The organism is Bradyrhizobium sp. USDA 4473 (assembly GCF_054063335.1).
Genome location: NZ_JBSSGE010000001.1, coordinates 2,599,802 through 2,616,040 on the forward strand (window position 1 = coordinate 2,599,802; position 16,239 = coordinate 2,616,040).

Here is a 16,239-nt window from a genome sequence, read left to right on the forward strand (position 1 = left end):
GCCGTCGCTGCAATAGCGAGTCAGATATTCGCCGCGAGGTCGGTCAGCTCATCGAACAGGATGCCGGTGGTGGCCAGCATCCGCTCGATCTCGTCGGTGGCGTCACTGACCGAGCGGTTCGAGGTGTCGATGGTCAGTTCGTTGCCGGTCGGCGGCTGATAATCATTGGTGATGCCGGTAAAGGACGGCAATCCGCCGGAGCGGGCCTTGGCGTAATGACCCTTGGGATCGCGGGTCTCGCAGACCTCGGCAGGTGTCGCGACATAGATTTCGCGGAACGCGCTGTCGGCGATGCGGCGCGCAACCGCGCGGTCGGCAGCCGACGGCGACACCGCGGCGACGATCGCGATATGGCCGTTGCGTGCCAGATGGGTCGCGACCTCGGCGAGGCGGCGGATATTTTCGGCGCGATCCTGCGGCGAGAAGCCGAGATCGCTGTTCAGCCCGGCGCGGACGGTGTCGCCATCGAGCAGGATCGGCGAGCCGCCATTGCCGAACAGGCGGCGTTCCAGCGCGCGCGCCAGGGTCGACTTGCCGGAACCCGGCAGGCCGGTCAGCCAGACCACCGCGCCGTTGTGGTGGTAGCGCGCCGAGCGCTCGTCCGGCCGCAGCGCAGATTCCACCGGCACGATATCGACCGGCACCGCGGGCCGGCCGGCGTCGACCGACAATACGAGGCCGCCGCCGGCGATCCGGCCATTGACCTCGATCACCAGGCGGCCGGTGCGGGGATTGTCGGTGTAGGGATCGGTCGCGACCGGCTGTGCCAGTGAGATGTCGATCTCGCCGACATGGTTGCGCGCGATCGCGGTGTTCTCTTCGTTGGACAGCGCGCCGGGGTCGACCGCCTTCTCGATCGCGATCACGGTGGCGCGGCTTTCCTTGGTGCCGAGCCGGATCAGGATCTGCTCGCCCTTGGTCAGTGGCTTGTCGTGCAGCCAGAAGATCCGGGCGCGGATGCGGCGGGTGTCGCGCGGACTCTGCCCGGCATGTCCGATGATGTCGCCGCGTTCGAGGAACAATTCGCGGTCGAGCGTGATGCCGACCGAGCGCCCGGCGCCGTGCGGGCCGTGCAGCGGCGTCACCGGCCAGCTCTCGACGGTCTTGATCCTGGCGATCTTGCCGGCGGGCATGATGACGATCTCGTCACCGGCCTTGAGGCTGCCGGACTCGATGCGGCCGGCCACGATGCGGCGGTCGTCGAACTTGTAGATCGCCTGCACCGGCAGCCGCAGCGGCAGCTCCACCAGCGGGCGCGCCGGCTCCAGCGCGTCGAGCGCCTCGACCACGGTCGCGCCCTTATACCAGTCGATCCGCGCCGTGCGCTCGGCGACGCCGTCGCCGTCGCGCGCCGAGATCGGGATCACCGCGGTCGGCGTCACGCCGAGGCCGATCAGATGCGCCGAAATCTCGTCGCTGATCTCCTTGAAGCGGTCGGCAGAGAAATCGACGCGGTCCATCTTGTTGACCACGATCGCGACCTGCTTCACGCCGAGCAGATGCAAGAGATAGCCGTGGCGGCGGGTCTGGTCGCGCACGCCTTCCAGTGCGTCGATGATCAGCACCGCGCCGTCGGCCTGCGAGGCGCCGGTGATCATGTTGCGCAGGAACTCGGCATGGCCGGGCGCGTCGATCAGCACGACGTCGCGCGAGCGGGTGCGGAAGCGGATCTGGGTGGTGTCGATGGTGATGCCCTGGTCGCGCTCGGTCTGCAACGCGTCGAGCAGGAACGACCATTCGAACGGCATGCCGCGCCGCGCGCTGACCGCCTTCAGCATTTCCAGCTTGCCGTCCGGCAGGCTGCCGGTCTCATGCAGCAGGCGCCCGACCAGCGTCGACTTGCCGTGATCGACATGGCCGACGATGACGATGCGCACTTGCGGCCGCGTCGTGCCGTTGGGCGTTGCCGAGATCGAGGCGGTAGGAAGGATCATGTTCATCGGAACGCTCGCACGAAGTGGGAAGCCAACAGTTGCGGTGAGTGTTGATCAGAGATAGCCGGCGACACGCAGCCGCTCGAACGCATCCTCGGTCTCGTGGTCGAGCGCACGGCCGGCGCGCTCCGGGATCCTGGTGGCGTCGAGTTCGGCGAGGATCTCGTCGATGTTGGAGGCGGTGGAGGCGACCGGGTTGGTGATGTCCTGATCCCCCAGCGAGCGGTAACGCTTGCCGTCCTTGGCGAGATAGAGCGGGATGATCGGAATGCCTTCGCGCTTGGTGTAGGCCCAGATGTCGGCCTCGGTCCAATGCAGGATCGGATGGATACGCAGATGCGCGCCCTGTGGCGGCGAGGCGTTGAACTGGTCCCAGAATTCCGGCGGCTGGTCGCGGACGTCCCATCCGCCTTCGGTGCCGCGCGGCGAGAACACGCGCTCCTTGGCGCGCGTTGCCTCTTCGTCGCGGCGGATGCCGGCGATCAGTCCGTCGAAGCCATACTTATTGAGTGCGAGCTTCAGGCCCTCGGTCTTGCGTGCGGCGGAACGCGCGGCCGGCGGCAGGGTCGGGTCGACACTGTCGATCGGCGGGCAGGGCTCGACGCGCAAATCGAGGTCCCATTCCTTTCCGAAGCGGTCGCGGAACGCATACATCTCCGGAAACTTCTTGCCGGTGTCGACATGCAGCGCGGGGAACGGGACGCGGCCGAAGAACGCCTTGCGCGCCAGCCAGATCATCACGTTGGAATCCTTGCCGAGCGACCACAGCAGCGCGAGCTTTTTCAGCCGGGCGAACGCCTCGCGCAGGATGTAGATGCTCTGGGCCTCGAGCTCATCGAGATGATCCATGGTCGGGGGCGCCTGGTCGGCCGAAATTCCCGGCACGGAAGATGCTTGACCAAGAGCTGCGGAACGCGTTCCGGCAGCGGCGGATTCGTTGTCGAGAAGATGCATCTCTTGGCCTTGGCCTGTGGAGTTGAAAATTCTAAAGTTGCGCTGCAATAGAGAAGAAATAATTTTCTCTTTGCTGGGCTTGATCGAGAGATAAATAGAAAATAATTTCAGTCAACCCCCAAATTGGGGAAGCGAGTGTCTGATGCGATATCTGCCGGTGTTTCTGGATCTGCAAAGCGGCAAGGTGCTGCTCGTTGGAGCGGGTGAACTGGTGCGCGCCAAGTTGCGGCTGCTCGCGGCAGCCGGCGCCGCTGTGCGTTGGTACGCGACCGACGGCGATCACGAGCTTGCCGGCATCTCGGCCGAGGACGCCGCGCGCATCGAGTGCGCCGAGGGCGATCCGCTCGCAGCCGATCTGTCCGATATCATCGCCGTGCTCTGCGCCGGCGCCGGTGACATCGGTATTGCGATGTCGGTGCGCGCCAAGGCGATTGGTCTGCCGGTGAATGTGATGGACGACCTCGTGCATTCCACCTTCATCATGCCGGCGATCGTCGATCGCGGCGATGTCGTGGTCGCGGTCGGCACCGGCGGCACGTCGCCGGTGGTGGCGCGCCGCATCCGCGAGAAGATCGAGGCGGTGCTGCCGGCGCGGATCGGCGATCTCGCCGGCTTCATCGGCCGCTTCCGTAAGGCGATGCACGCGCGCATCGAGGAGTTTCCGCTGCGTCGCCGTTTCTGGGAGCGCATTATCGACGGCCCGATCGGCGCGCTGGTGCTGGCCGGCCGCAACGACGAGGCCGAGCAGGCGCTGAACGCCATCACCGATCCCGCCGCTTTCGCCGGCGCCGATACGGCAGGCAAGGCCGTCGGTCATGTGACACTGGTCGGTGCCGGCCCCGGCGATCCGGACCTGCTCACGGTGAAGGCGTTGCGCGCGCTGCAGGACGCCGACGTGGTGTTCTATGACGAACTGGTGTCGCCTGAAATTCTCGACCGCATCCGCCGCGATGCAGCTCGGGTCCCCGTCGGCCGCCGCGTCGGCAAGCCCGGCATCGGCCAGGATGCCATCAACCGCCTGATGATCGAGGCCGCGCAGTCCGGCCAGCGCGCGGTGCGGCTGAAGGGCGGCGATCCCTTTATCTTCGGCCGCGGCGGCGAGGAGATCGAGGCGCTGCGTGAGGCCGGCGTCGCCTACGCCATTATTCCCGGTGTCTCCGCCGGTCTCGGCGCGGCCGCGCAGTTCGAGGTGCCGCTGACCTTTCGGCACGAGGCGCTGCGCATCACCTTCCTGACCGCGCACAAGGCGCGCGATGCCGAAGTCGTCGACTGGTCGGTGCTGACCGACAAGAAGATGACTGTCGTCGTTTACATGGGCATGACCGCGGCGCCCGCGATCCGCGAAGGCATGCTGGCCGCGGGCCGCTCGCCGGAGACGCCGGTCGGCGTGTTCGCGCGCGTGACCCGGGCGGACGCCAAGGCCGCGGTCGGCACGCTGGCGCGATTGCCCGAGCTCGTCAAACAAGTTGATGGCGGTCCCGCCGTGCTCATCATCGGCGACGTGGTCGCGCACTCCGCGCCGTGGAGCCGATCCAACGTCACCCAACTGTTCTCCAACCAGATGTTCTCCGAACTGCTGAAAGCTGCCGAATGACCTCTCCGCTCGAACAGAAGAAAATCAGGATCACGGGCCCCTCGGTGGTGACCGCCAACCGCACCTGGGACGGCGCCGTCGTGTACCGAACCGCCAAGCAAGGCTGGTCCACCGAACTCTCGGACTCCGCGATCGTCAGCACCTCCGACGATGCCCGCGCGCTGCTCGCCGAGGCCACCGCCGACGACGTCGGCGCGGTCGGCCCCTATATCGCGCCGGTCGAGCTCAAGGACGGCGGCAAGGTCAAGCCCGGCAACCTCCGCGAACAGATCCGCGCCAAGGGCGTCACCATCGATCTCCAGGTCCCCGCGTAAGACGCGCCCGCGTAAGGCTCATCGAACATGTATGCTTATGACGAACTCGACCGCACGCTGATCAACGAGCGTGTTTCGGAATTCCGCGACCAGGTGAAGCGCCGCCTCTCCGGCGAGCTCACCGAGGACGAATTCAAGATCCTGCGCTTGCAGAACGGCGTGTATTTGCAGCTGCACGCCTACATGTTCCGCGTCGCGATCCCCTACGGCACGCTGTCGTCGAAGCAGCTGCGCCGCTTCGCCCATGTCGCGCGCCGCTACGACCGCGGCTATGGCCATTTCACCACCCGGCAGAACATCCAGTTCAACTGGATCAAGCTCGCCGAGCTGCCGGACGCGCTGGCCGACCTCGCCGAAGTCGGCATCCACGCGATGCAGACCTCCGGCAACAACATGCGCAACGTCACCTCGGACCAGTGGGCCGGCGTCGCGCCGGGCGAGATCGAAGACCCGCGGATCTGGTCGGAATTGATCCGCCAGCACACCACGCTGCATCCGGAATTCTCGTTCCTGCCGCGCAAGTTCAAGATCGCGATCACGGCGTCCGAACATGACCGCGCCGCGATCAAGATCCACGACATTGGGCTTAGGCTGCACAAGAACGCCGACGGCGAGACCGGCTTCGAGGTGCTGGTCGGCGGCGGCCTCGGCCGCACCCCGTTCATCGCCAAGACCATCAAGCCGTTCGTTCCCGGCCGCGACATCCTGAGCTACATCGAGGCGATCCTGCGGGTCTACAACCAGTACGGCCGCCGCGACAACATCTACAAGGCGCGCATCAAGATCCTGGTGCACGAGCTCGGCATCGAGAAGTTCGCCAAGGAGGTCGACGAGGAGTGGAAGGCGATGGGCGATGTCGGGCTGACGCTCGATCATGCCGCCATCGAGGAGGTCCGCTCGCGCTTCTCCTACCCTCCTTACGAAAAGTTGCCGCACATGCCGGATGAGCTGAAGCAGGCCGCGCATGATCCGCTGTTCGAGCGCTGGCGCAAGAACTCGGTCGCTGCGCACAAGGTGCAGGGCTATTCGATCGTGACGCTGTCGCTGAAGCCGGTCGGCGGCCCGCCCGGCGATGCCACCGCCGAGCAGATGGATGCGGTCGCCGACCTCGCCGACAAATATTCGTTCGGCGAGATCCGTGTCGGCCACGAGCAGAACCTGGCTCTGCCGCATGTCGCCAAGCGCGACCTGCCGGCCCTGTTCAAGGCGCTCGACCGGCTCGGGCTTGCGACGCCGAATGTCAATCTGGTCACCGACATCATCGCCTGCCCGGGGCTGGACTACTGCTCGCTGGCCAATGCGCGCTCGATCCCGATCGCGCAGGAGCTGACGCGCCGGTTTGCCAACCACGACACCGCCGACCTGATCGGTCGGCTGCACATCAACATTTCCGGCTGCATCAACGCCTGCGGCCATCACCATGTCGGCCACATCGGCATTCTCGGCGTCGAGAAGAACGGCGAGGAATTCTACCAGATTACGATCGGCGGCCGCGCCGACGAGAACGCGCAGCTGGGCACCTTGATCGGCCCGGCCGTTCCCTATGCGGAAGTCGCCGACGTGATCGAAGACATTGTCGAAGCCTATCTCGCGCTGCGCGACCGTCCCGAGGAATTGTTCGTCGATACGGTGAAGCGTCTGGGCGTCGAGCCTATCAGGGAGCGGGTCTATGCCACTCGTTAAGCAGGGAAGAATTATCACCGACCTGTTCGTCCACGTCGCCGACGGCGCCGAGCTGCCGGGCGACGGCGCGGTGCTGGTCACGGCGGAGCGCTTCCTCGCCGATCCGGAGGCGCTGCTGCGCCGCGCCGGCAAGGTCGGCGTGATCTGGCCGAACAACCGCAACCTCGACGATCTCGTGCCGCATCTCGATCGCCTCGCCTCGGTCGCGCTGGTGTTTCCGACCTTCCGCGACGGCCGCGCCTACAGCCAGGCCCGGCTGCTGCGCGAGCGCTATGGCTATGACGGCGAGCTGCGCGCGACGGGGCAGATCCTGCGCGACCAGTTCGTGTTCATGACGCGCGCCGGCTTCGACGCCTTCGAGGTGAAGAAGGATGCCGACGCGGACGCGTTCGCCGCGACCATGAAGCGCTATTCGGTGTTCTATCAGCCGACCGGCGACGGCCGCGTCACCGCGCTCAACCGCCGCATGCAGCTGCGTCACTCGGAGAGCGCCGGCCAGTGAGCACGCTTGCACCAGAGCTCGCCGTGACATCGGCCGCACTGCCGGCGGCCGATGCGCTCGATCGCGCGTTGCGTACCGCGTCGCCTGCCGAGGTGATCGCGGCCGCGCTCAAGACGGTCGGCCGCGAGCGGCTGGCGCTGGTGTCGTCATTCGGCACTGAATCCGCCGCGCTGCTCAAGGTGATGGCGGATGTCGATCCGGCGATCCCGGTGGTCTTCCTAGACACCGGCTGGCTGTTCGAGGAGACGCTGGCCTACCGCGACACGCTGATCAAGACGCTCGGCCTCACCGATGTGCGCTCGATCAAGCCCGACGAGCAGGCGCTGGTGCGCCAGGATCCGGACCGCGAGCTGTGGTTCAGCGATCCCGACGCCTGCTGCCGCATCCGCAAGGTCGAGCCGCTGGCGCGCGCGCTGAAGCCGTTCGCGGGCTGGATCAACGGCCGCAAGCGCTTCCAGGGCGGTGCCCGCGCCGACATTCCCGTGGTCGAGGACGACGGCGTCAGGCTGAAATTCAATCCGTTCGCCAACGTCTCGCGCGAGGAGATCGAGGCGATCTACACGCTCGGCAAGTTGCCGCCGCATCCTCTTGTCGCATCGGGATATCAGTCGGTCGGGTGTATGCCTTGCTCGAGCCGGGCTGCTGCCGGCGAGGACGCACGTGACGGCCGCTGGCGTGGCCGGGCCAAGACCGAGTGCGGCATCCACACGACGAAGATGTCGTAGGGCATGATCCGGCCAAGGCGCGATGACGTCTCATCGCGATTTGGCGACGCGACAAAGCCTTCGCGGTGCGGCGTCTTCGTAGCACAAGCGCGCTGCGCCGCCGAAAACAAAGAAAACCGGTTTCGTTGACTTAAAGCCACTTCACCGTGAGTTATGTCTGACGTGTTCCCTGACATTCTCAGGTTGAATGGAGACCGAAATGATCCGTCGTATGCTGCCGCTGGTTGCGGGATTGTTGTGGGCGAGCTCGGCCTTCGCGGCCGACTATTCGCTGCTCAACGTGTCCTACGATCCGACGCGCGAGCTCTATGTCGATTTCAACAAGGCGTTCGCCGCGGCCTATCAGAAGGACACCGGCAAGAGCGTCGAGATCAAGCAGTCGCATGGCGGCTCGGGCTCGCAGGCACGCTCGGTGATCGACGGATTGCAGGCCGATGTCGTGACGCTGGCGCTGGCCTATGACATCGACGCGATCGCGGGCAAGGGGCTGCTTCCGGCCGACTGGCAGAAGCGGCTGCCGCTCAACGCCTCGCCTTACACCTCGACCATCGTGTTCCTGGTGCGCAAGGGCAATCCCAAGGGCATCAAGGATTGGGACGATCTGATCAAGCCCGGCGTCGCCGTGATCACGCCGAACCCGAAGACCTCGGGCGGCGCCCGCTGGAACTATCTCGCCGCCTGGGGCTATGCGCAGAAGAAGTTCGGCTCGGCCGACAAGGCGAAGAAATTCGTCGCCGATCTCTACCAGAACGTCCCGGTGCTCGACACCGGCGCGCGCGGCTCGACCGTGACCTTTGTCGAGCGCGGCGTCGGCGACGTGCTGCTGGCATGGGAGAACGAGGCCTTCCTGGCGCTGCGCGAATTCGGCGCGGACAAGTTCGAGATCGTGGCGCCGCCGCAGTCGATCCTCGCCGAGCCGCCGGTTGCGGTGGTCGACAGCGTTGCCGACAAGAAGGGCACCCGCGCGGTTGCCGAGGCCTATCTGAAGTACTGGTACACCAAGGAAGGCCAGGAGATCGCCGCGCGCAACTCCTACCGGCCGCGCGATCCCGAGATCGCCAAGGAGTACGAAAAATCCTTCGCCAAGGTTGAACTTTTCACCATCGACGACGTTTTCGGTGGTTGGACCAAGGCGCAGAAGGAGCACTTCGCCGAGGGCGGCATCTTCGATCAGATCTACAAGAACTGATCGAGCCATTGCCCGGTTCAACAGGGGGACAAGTGAGCACAGCGGTTGCACGGCGCAGTACCCTGCCGGGGTTCGGTCTCACCATGGGACTGACCCTGACCTGGCTCTCCGTCATCATCCTGATTCCGCTGGGCGCGCTGTTCCTCAAGACGTTCGAGCTCAGCCTCGATCAGTTCTGGGCCATCATCACCAGCCGCCGCACCCTGAACGCCCTGAAGATTTCGTTCGGGCTGTCGTTTGCCGCCGCCTGCGTCAATCTGGTGATGGGCACCATCATCGTCTGGGCGCTGGTGCGCTACCGCTTTCCCGGCCGGCGGCTCTTCGATGCCATCGTCGATATTCCCTTTGCGTTGCCGACGGCGGTCGCCGGCGTCGCGCTGACGCAGCTGTTTGCACAAAAGGGCTGGCTCGGCGCGCCGCTCGCCGAGCTCGGCATCAAGGTCGCGTTCACGCCGATCGGCATCTTCATCGCCATGATCTTCATCGGCATTCCCTTCGTGGTACGTACGGTGCAGCCGGTGCTGATCGATCTCGATCCCGAGATCGAGGAAGCGGCGGCGAGTCTCGGCGCCAGCCGCTGGCACACGGTGTTTCGCGTCATCCTGCCGAGCCTGATCCCGGCGCTGCTTACCGGATTCGCGCTGGCCTTTGCCCGCGCCATCGGTGAATACGGCTCGGTGATCTTCATCGCCGGCAATCTCCCGAACGTCTCCGAGATCGCGCCGCTGTTGATCGTGATCCGGTTGTCCGAATTCCGCTACGCCGATGCCACCGCGATTGCGGTCGTGATGCTGGTGGCCTCGTTCCTGATCATCTTCCTGATCAACCGGCTGCAGCGCTGGGCGCAGGCCCGCATCCCCGTGCATTGAGGTCTTGAGCGATGTCGATGCAGACGGGATTGGTGACCTCGACGCCGCAACTGCGGACCTACGCCCCCGCGACCGACGTCAGCGTCGCAGCGCCGGCGCCGCGGCTCGAGATCACGCGCGCGACCCCAGTCACGGCCCACCGCAATCCGCGCACCGAGCCGGGCCCGATCCGCTTGATCATCATCGCGCTCGCGATCACCTTCCTCAGCATCTTCGTCGTGCTGCCGCTGGTCGTGGTGTTCGCCTCGGCCTTCTCGAAAGGCGTCGTCGCCTATGTCGCGGCGCTGGCGGAGCCTGAGGCGCTTGCCGCGATCAAGCTGACGCTCCTGATCGCCGCGATCTCGGTCACGCTCAATCTCGTGTTCGGCGTGGTCGCGGCCTGGGCGATCTCGAAATTCGAATTCACCGGCAAGACCTTCCTGATCACGCTGATCGACCTGCCGTTCTCGGTCTCGCCTGTCATCTCGGGCCTGGTCTATGTGTTGCTGTTCGGCGCGCAGGGCTATTTCGGACCGTGGCTGCAGGCCCACAACGTCCACATCCTGTTCGCGGTGCCCGGCATCGCGCTGGCGACGATCTTCGTCACCTTCCCGTTCGTGGCGCGGGCGCTGATTCCGCTGATGCAGGAGCAGGGCACCCAGGAGGAGGAAGCCGCGATCTCGCTCGGCGCGTCCGGCCTGCAGACCTTCTTCCGCGTCACGCTGCCCAACATCAAATGGGGCCTGCTCTACGGCGTCCTGCTCTGCAATGCGCGCGCGATGGGCGAGTTCGGTGCGGTGTCGGTGGTGTCGGGCCATATCCGCGGCGAGACCAACACGATGCCGCTCTTGGTCGAGATTCTCTACAACGAATATCAGTTCGTCGCGTCGTTCGCGATCGCATCGCTGCTCGCGATGCTGGCGCTGATCACGCTGGTGGCGAAAACCATTCTCGAGCGGCGACTCGACGAGGCAGAGGTGCCCGATGGCGATTGAAGTCAAGAATATCGTAAAGCGGTTCGGCAGCTTTGCCGCGCTCGACAATGTCGATCTCAAGGTCGCCGACGGCGAGCTGCTGGCGCTGCTCGGTCCGTCCGGTTCCGGCAAGACCACGTTGCTGCGGATCATCGCAGGGCTCGACTGGCCCGACTCCGGCGAGGTCGCGATCGACGGCGAGAACGCGCTGTCGCGCGGCGCCAGCGAGCGCCAGGTCGGCTTCGTGTTCCAGCACTACGCGCTGTTCCGCCACATGACGGTGTTCGAGAACGTCGCGTTCGGCCTGCGCGTGCAGCCGCGCGCGATCCGCAAGGACGAGGCGACGATCCGCGCCCGCGTCAAGAATTTGCTCGACCTGGTGCAGCTCGACTGGCTCGCCAACCGTTATCCCAGCCAATTGTCCGGCGGCCAGCGTCAGCGCATTGCGCTGGCGCGCGCGCTTGCCATAGAACCACGCATCCTGCTGCTCGACGAGCCGTTCGGCGCGCTCGATGCCAAGGTGCGCAAGGAGCTCAGGCAATGGCTGCGCTCGCTGCACAACGAGATCCACGTCACCTCGATCTTCGTCACGCACGACCAGGAGGAGGCACTCGAAGTCGCCAACCGCGTCGTGGTCATGGACAAGGGCAAGATCGAGCAGATCGGCTCGCCCGGCGACGTCTACGACAATCCGGCGACCGCCTTCGTGCACGGCTTCATCGGCGAATCCATCGTGCTGCCGGTCGATGTGGCCGGTGATGCGGTGCGGCTCGACGGCCGCCCGCTGAATATTCCGGCGCTGGGCGCCGCGTCCGGCGCGGCCAAGTTGTTCGTCCGCCGCCACGACATGGCGGTCGGCCCGGCCGGAACCGGCGTGCTGGAAGGCGCCATCCGGCATGTCCGTTCGTTCGGCCCGATCCAGCGCGCCGAGGTGGCGCTCTCGGGCAGCGAGGGCAAGACCGTGATCGAGATCGACGCCCCCCGTGACCGCGAACTGCAGGCCGGCGAAATCGTCTCGCTGCAACCCCGCCGCTACCGGATCTTTGCCGCGCAATAGTCGGGTTACGGTTTCAACCCCTGTCATTCCGGGATCGTGCGCCAGCACGAGACCCGGAATCTCGAGATTCCGGGTTCGCTTCGCGCCCCGGAATGACGGCATTTCGCAGCCAAAAGTTAGCCCCTGTTCACCATTCAGCCACGGTTGGTATGCAACAACGGCGGGCCAACTTTGGGGGTCTTCAAGAGTGAAACGGACGACGGTCGCCCTGTTCGGGCTTCTGGTGCTTGCCGGCTGCGGCACGGACACCAAAATCCCGGAAGAACCAGCCATGTATCTCAACATGGCGCAGCCCGGCGCCGTGCTGGACAGCCAGGCGGCTGCGATCATGTTTTCGCAATACCGCCAGAACAACGGCCTTGGCACCGTCGTGGTGGATCCGGAGCTGACCAGGCTCGCCGAGCAGCAGTCCCAGGCGATGGCGGCCCGCAACAAGATGGACCATGACGTCAAGGCCCCGCTCGGCAAGCGGCTGGAGGCCGGCGGCTATCCCGCAACCGTCGCGGTCGAGAACATCTCGGCCGGCTATCACACGCTGGCGGAAGCGTTTTCGGGCTGGCGCGATTCACCGCCGCACAAGGCCAATATGCTCAAGAGCGGTGTCACAAAAATGGGCATCGCTGCCGTCTATGCTCCCAACACCAAATACAAGGTGTTCTGGACGCTCATTTTGGCGGCAACCTGATTTCGATAAATTCCGCGTGATCTAACCTCTGATTGACGCGGCTGCGAACAGCCGCCACGGTGCGGCTCACGTCATTTTTGACCCAACGGTTGCGAATGGATACTTCGGATACCGCGCCGGCCTCGACGCCCGCGCAAGCGCAGCGTGTGCTGGTTCTACAGGGCGGCGGCGCGCTCGGCTCCTACCAGGCCGGCGCCTTTCAGGCGCTCTGCCATGCGGGCTTCGAGCCGGAATGGATCGCCGGCATCTCGATCGGCGCCATCAATGCCGCGATCATCGCCGGCAACGAGCCGGACAAGCGCGTGCCGAAGCTCAAGGAATTCTGGGAGATGGTGTCGGCGCCGGTGCCGTGGAATCCGGTCTCGAACCATGAGCGCGCCCGATCGCTGTTCAACGAGACCAGTGCCGCCATCATCGCGACCTTCGGCGTGCCCGGGTTCTTCACGCCGCGGATTCCGCCGGCGCCGCTATGGCCGCCCGGCAGCTCGCAATCGCTGAGCTATTACGACACCGCGCCCTTGAAGAAGACGCTGGAGCGGCTCGTCGACTTCGATCGCATCAACGATCTGAAGACGCGGCTGTCGGTCGGGGCGGTCGGCGTCACCTCGGGCAATTTCCGCTATTTCGATAATTACGAGTTCAAGAAGCTCGGCAAGACCATCGGCCCCGAGCACATCATGGCCTCGGGTGCGCTGCCGCCGGGCTTTCCCGCCGTCGTGATCGAGGGCGAGCATTACTGGGATGGCGGCATCGCCTCCAACACGCCGCTCGACTTCGTGCTCGACGAGGAGACCAGCCGCGATCTGCTGATCTTCCAGGTCGACCTGTTCAGCGCCCGCGGCCCGCTGCCGGAGACGCTGCTGGAGGCCGCCGAGCGCGAAAAGGACATCCGCTATTCCAGCCGGACGCGGATGAACACCGACAAGAACCGGCAGATCCACAACGCCCGCATGGCGGTGCGCGACCTGATCGGCAAGCTGCCGGATTACCTGAAGAACGATCCGTCGGTCGAGCTGCTGCGCAAGGCCTCCAAGGAGAACACCGTCACGGTGGTTCACCTGATCTACAAGAGCAAGAACTACGAGTCTTCGTCGAAGGACTACGACTTCTCCCATGTTGCGATGGTCGAGCACTGGGGCGCGGGCGTCCGCGACGTGCATTTGTCGATGCGTCACAAAGAATGGCTAGAACGGCCACAGTCCGGGGAAACCATGGTGACTTACGACCTCACGGGGGACGAACCCACTCCCCCGCAAGCAAATAGGAGCGACCGATAATGGGTACGTTGACAGGCAAGACCGCCGTTGTGACCGGCTCGACCAGCGGCATCGGATTGGCTTACGCGCGCGCCTTCGCCGGCGCCGGCGCCAACATCGTTCTCAACGGCATGGGCGTTCCGGCCGACATCGAGAAGGAACGCTCCGGCATCGAGACCGACTTCAAGGTCAAGGCGGCCTATTCGCCGGCCGACATGACCAAGCCGGCCGAGATCGCCGACATGATCGCGCTCGGCGAGAAGACCTTCGGCTCGGTCGACATCCTGGTCAACAATGCCGGCATCCAGTTCGTGTCGCCGATCGAGGAATTCCCGCCGGAGAAGTGGGAAGCGATCATCGCGATCAATCTGTCGTCGGCGTTCTACGGCATCCGCGCCGCGGTGCCCGGCATGAAGAAGCGCGGCTGGGGCCGCATCATCAACACGGCTTCCGCGCACTCGCTGGTCGCCTCGCCATTCAAGTCGGCCTATGTCTCGGCCAAGCACGGCATCGCCGGCCTCACCAAGACCGCGGCCCTCGAGCTCGCGCAGTTCAAGATCACCTGCAACTGTATCTCGCCGGGCTATGTCTGGACGCCGCTGGTCGAGCACCAGATCCCGGAGACCATGAAGGCGCGCAACATGACCAAGGAGCAGGTCATCAAGGACGTGCTGCTCGCGGCACAGCCGACCAAGGAGTTCGTGACTTCGGAGCAGGTCGCCGCGCTCGCGCTGTTCCTGTGCGGCGACGATGCCGCGCAGATCACCGGCGCCAATCTCTCGATCGACGGCGGCTGGACCGCGGAGTAATCGTCCGCGCGATTTGTCAGTTCAAGAAGAAGCCGGCCCTGATCGGATCAGGGCCGGCTTTTTTGAGGAAAGCCGGCCAGTTCGGCGGCGGCCAGGTCAGTCGAAAATGCTACGGTGCCGGCCGCCGTTTCCCGAACGCCAGCACATGGAGCCCGAGGCGCGAGCGCACCACGTAGAACAGCAGGATGGTCTCGAAGGTCAGCGACAGCGAGGTCGATGCCGCCGCGCCCATTCCGCCATAGCGCGGCACCAGCGCGATGCAGAGCCCGACATTCATGACGAACGAGACGGCGTAGGCGGTGGCGCAGATGCTCTGATGGCCGAGCATGTTCAACAGCCGCTCCACCGGGCCGATCGCCGAGCGCACCACGAGACCGATCGCGGCCACGAACATGATGCTGTAGCCGTCGACGAATTTCGGGCCGAACAGCCACAGCAGCGGCTTGCCGAATACGAGCAGCGCGACGGTGGCGAGCAGCGACGGCCAGAACGTCCAGCTGATCGCGTGCGCGACATAGGCCGACAGCCGATCCTTGTCGCCGAGCGCGTTGTACTCGGCGAAGCGGTGTGCCGTCGTCGCCGACATCGCGTAGTGCACGAACGATACCAGCGCCAGCGTCTTCACCACGGCGAAATAGATGCCGACTTCCTCTGACGAGCGGAACTGCTGCAGCATCAGCACGTCGGTGTAGCCGAGCAGCAGATAGAAGCTCTCGACCAGCATGATCGGCAGCGAGATCGCAAACCAGCCCCTGACGTCGTAGGTCTTCTCGCCCACCCCGTGGTGGGCGGCGAGGCGGCGGTTCAGCACGATCATCTGGCCGATCGCCGCGATGTAGACCGCCGCGGCGCTCGCGAGCATCGCCACCGTCGCGCCGAGATTGAGGCCGAGCGCCAGCGCGCCGGCGGTCAGCGCGATGATCAGTCCCTGCCGCACGATGAACTGCGGCATCAGGCCGAGCTGCATCCAGTCATGCGCGCGCGAGATGCCGTCCTGGGTGTTGGCGACCACGAAGGGCGGCAAGGTCAGGCAGCCGATATAGAGCGGCACCACCGCATTGGGATCGATCCAGGGCGAGGCGAGGTGGATCACGCCGGCGAGCAGCAGCGCCACCGTGCTGGAGGCGGCAAGCACCACCCAGCGGCCGCCGGAAAGGAAGCCGCGCAATGCGGCGAAGTCGCCGCGCGCGCGATATTCCGGGATGATCTTCTGCGAGGACGGCGCGATGCCGAAATCCATCGTGCTGCCGAGCAGCAGCACCCAGGTCCAGACATAGACATAGATGCCGTAATCCGAGCCGCTCATCCAGCGCGCCAGCAGGATCTGCGCCAGATAGGCGATGGCGGCGCTCACGACGCGGATGACGAAGATCATGCCGGCCAGGCGCTTGGTGACCGACGCCTCCTTGGTGCCGCCAAGCAGGAGCGCAACGAGTCCGCGCAGGCGTGCGGCCGAGCCCGATGGCGCAGAGGTTGCTGCAGAGGATTCGGATTGTGTCTCCATCACAGCCAAGGCGGAAAATTCCCAAAGCGCCGCAAGGCGGCAATGGGCTCCGATCTATCAACGAAACGTTAAGATTGGGTTGGGTGAGGGGCGTTCCCGTCATGCGTCATCCCGGCGAAAGCCGGGATCAATAACCACAGGGAACAGTTCGCGCGCGCAGCTCGATCCCCCGCGTGCCTCTAACTGCGGCCGCGGAGTATGGATCCCCGGC

The 16,239-nt window shown here is 65.3% G+C and carries 15 protein-coding genes; 12 read left to right on the forward strand and 3 right to left on the reverse strand.

All coding sequences use genetic code 11. The features are described from left to right. Positions 1-20: 20 nt before the first annotated feature. Complete coding sequence (gene cysC, locus ACVW17_RS12145; RefSeq protein WP_456797158.1) at positions 21-1,940, reverse strand: adenylyl-sulfate kinase; 1,920 nt, start codon at positions 1,938-1,940, stop codon at positions 21-23. Positions 1,941-1,988: 48 nt separating this feature from the next. Beyond that, complete coding sequence (gene cysD, locus ACVW17_RS12150; protein WP_456752105.1) at positions 1,989-2,783, reverse strand: sulfate adenylyltransferase subunit CysD; 795 nt, start codon at positions 2,781-2,783, stop codon at positions 1,989-1,991. A gap of 247 nt (positions 2,784-3,030) precedes the next feature. On the opposite strand from cysD, the gene cysG reads away from it, so the two are divergent. From cysG to ACVW17_RS12210, 12 genes are all read left to right on the forward strand, one after another. Next, complete coding sequence (cysG, locus tag ACVW17_RS12155; protein ID WP_456797159.1) at positions 3,031-4,482, forward strand: siroheme synthase CysG; 1,452 nt, start codon at positions 3,031-3,033, stop codon at positions 4,480-4,482. Next, the gene (locus ACVW17_RS12160; protein WP_456752107.1) at positions 4,479-4,796 is read left to right on the forward strand and encodes a DUF2849 domain-containing protein; all 318 of its coding nucleotides are present in this window, start codon (positions 4,479-4,481) and stop codon (positions 4,794-4,796) included. Before cysG ends, ACVW17_RS12160 begins: the two co-directional genes overlap by 4 nt. Positions 4,797-4,823: 27 nt before the next feature. Continuing rightward, a complete protein-coding gene (locus ACVW17_RS12165; RefSeq protein WP_456752108.1) occupies positions 4,824-6,479 on the forward strand; it encodes a nitrite/sulfite reductase in 1,656 nt (551 codons plus the stop codon). After that, the gene (locus ACVW17_RS12170; RefSeq protein WP_456752109.1) at positions 6,466-6,981 is read left to right on the forward strand and encodes a DUF934 domain-containing protein; all 516 of its coding nucleotides are present in this window, start codon (positions 6,466-6,468) and stop codon (positions 6,979-6,981) included. The genes ACVW17_RS12165 and ACVW17_RS12170 overlap by 14 nt, the downstream gene beginning before the upstream one ends. Next, the gene (locus ACVW17_RS12175) at positions 6,978-7,706 is read left to right on the forward strand and encodes a phosphoadenylyl-sulfate reductase (RefSeq protein WP_456752110.1); all 729 of its coding nucleotides are present in this window, start codon (positions 6,978-6,980) and stop codon (positions 7,704-7,706) included. The genes ACVW17_RS12170 and ACVW17_RS12175 overlap by 4 nt, the downstream gene beginning before the upstream one ends. Before the next feature lie 199 nt (positions 7,707-7,905). Next, positions 7,906-8,895: a sulfate ABC transporter substrate-binding protein gene (locus tag ACVW17_RS12180; RefSeq protein WP_456752111.1), complete on the forward strand. Its 990-nt coding sequence runs from the start codon at positions 7,906-7,908 to the stop codon at positions 8,893-8,895. Between the two features lie 62 nt (positions 8,896-8,957). After that, a complete protein-coding gene (gene cysT, locus ACVW17_RS12185; RefSeq protein WP_456756404.1) occupies positions 8,958-9,764 on the forward strand; it encodes a sulfate ABC transporter permease subunit CysT in 807 nt (268 codons plus the stop codon). Positions 9,765-9,775: 11 nt separating this feature from the next. Beyond that, on the forward strand, positions 9,776-10,738 hold the full coding sequence (gene cysW, locus ACVW17_RS12190; protein WP_456797160.1) for a sulfate ABC transporter permease subunit CysW: 963 nt from the start codon (positions 9,776-9,778) through the stop codon (positions 10,736-10,738). Continuing rightward, positions 10,728-11,774, forward strand: coding sequence for a sulfate/molybdate ABC transporter ATP-binding protein (locus ACVW17_RS12195; protein ID WP_456752113.1), 1,047 nt, complete (start codon positions 10,728-10,730; stop codon positions 11,772-11,774). Before cysW ends, ACVW17_RS12195 begins: the two co-directional genes overlap by 11 nt. A 187-nt stretch (positions 11,775-11,961) precedes the next feature. Continuing rightward, positions 11,962-12,459, forward strand: a complete 498-nt coding sequence (locus tag ACVW17_RS12200; RefSeq protein WP_456752114.1) for a CAP domain-containing protein — start codon at positions 11,962-11,964, stop codon at positions 12,457-12,459. Positions 12,460-12,554: 95 nt separating this feature from the next. After that, a complete protein-coding gene (locus ACVW17_RS12205; RefSeq protein WP_456752115.1) occupies positions 12,555-13,736 on the forward strand; it encodes a DUF3734 domain-containing protein in 1,182 nt (393 codons plus the stop codon). Continuing rightward, the gene (locus tag ACVW17_RS12210; protein WP_092118875.1) at positions 13,736-14,524 is read left to right on the forward strand and encodes a 3-hydroxybutyrate dehydrogenase; all 789 of its coding nucleotides are present in this window, start codon (positions 13,736-13,738) and stop codon (positions 14,522-14,524) included. Before ACVW17_RS12205 ends, ACVW17_RS12210 begins: the two co-directional genes overlap by 1 nt. A gap of 109 nt (positions 14,525-14,633) precedes the next feature. On the opposite strand, the gene ACVW17_RS12215 is transcribed toward ACVW17_RS12210, so the two are convergent. Then, entirely contained in the window at positions 14,634-16,037 is a 1,404-nt protein-coding gene (locus ACVW17_RS12215; protein WP_456752116.1) for an oligosaccharide flippase family protein, read from the reverse strand. Positions 16,038-16,239: the final 202 nt, after the last annotated feature.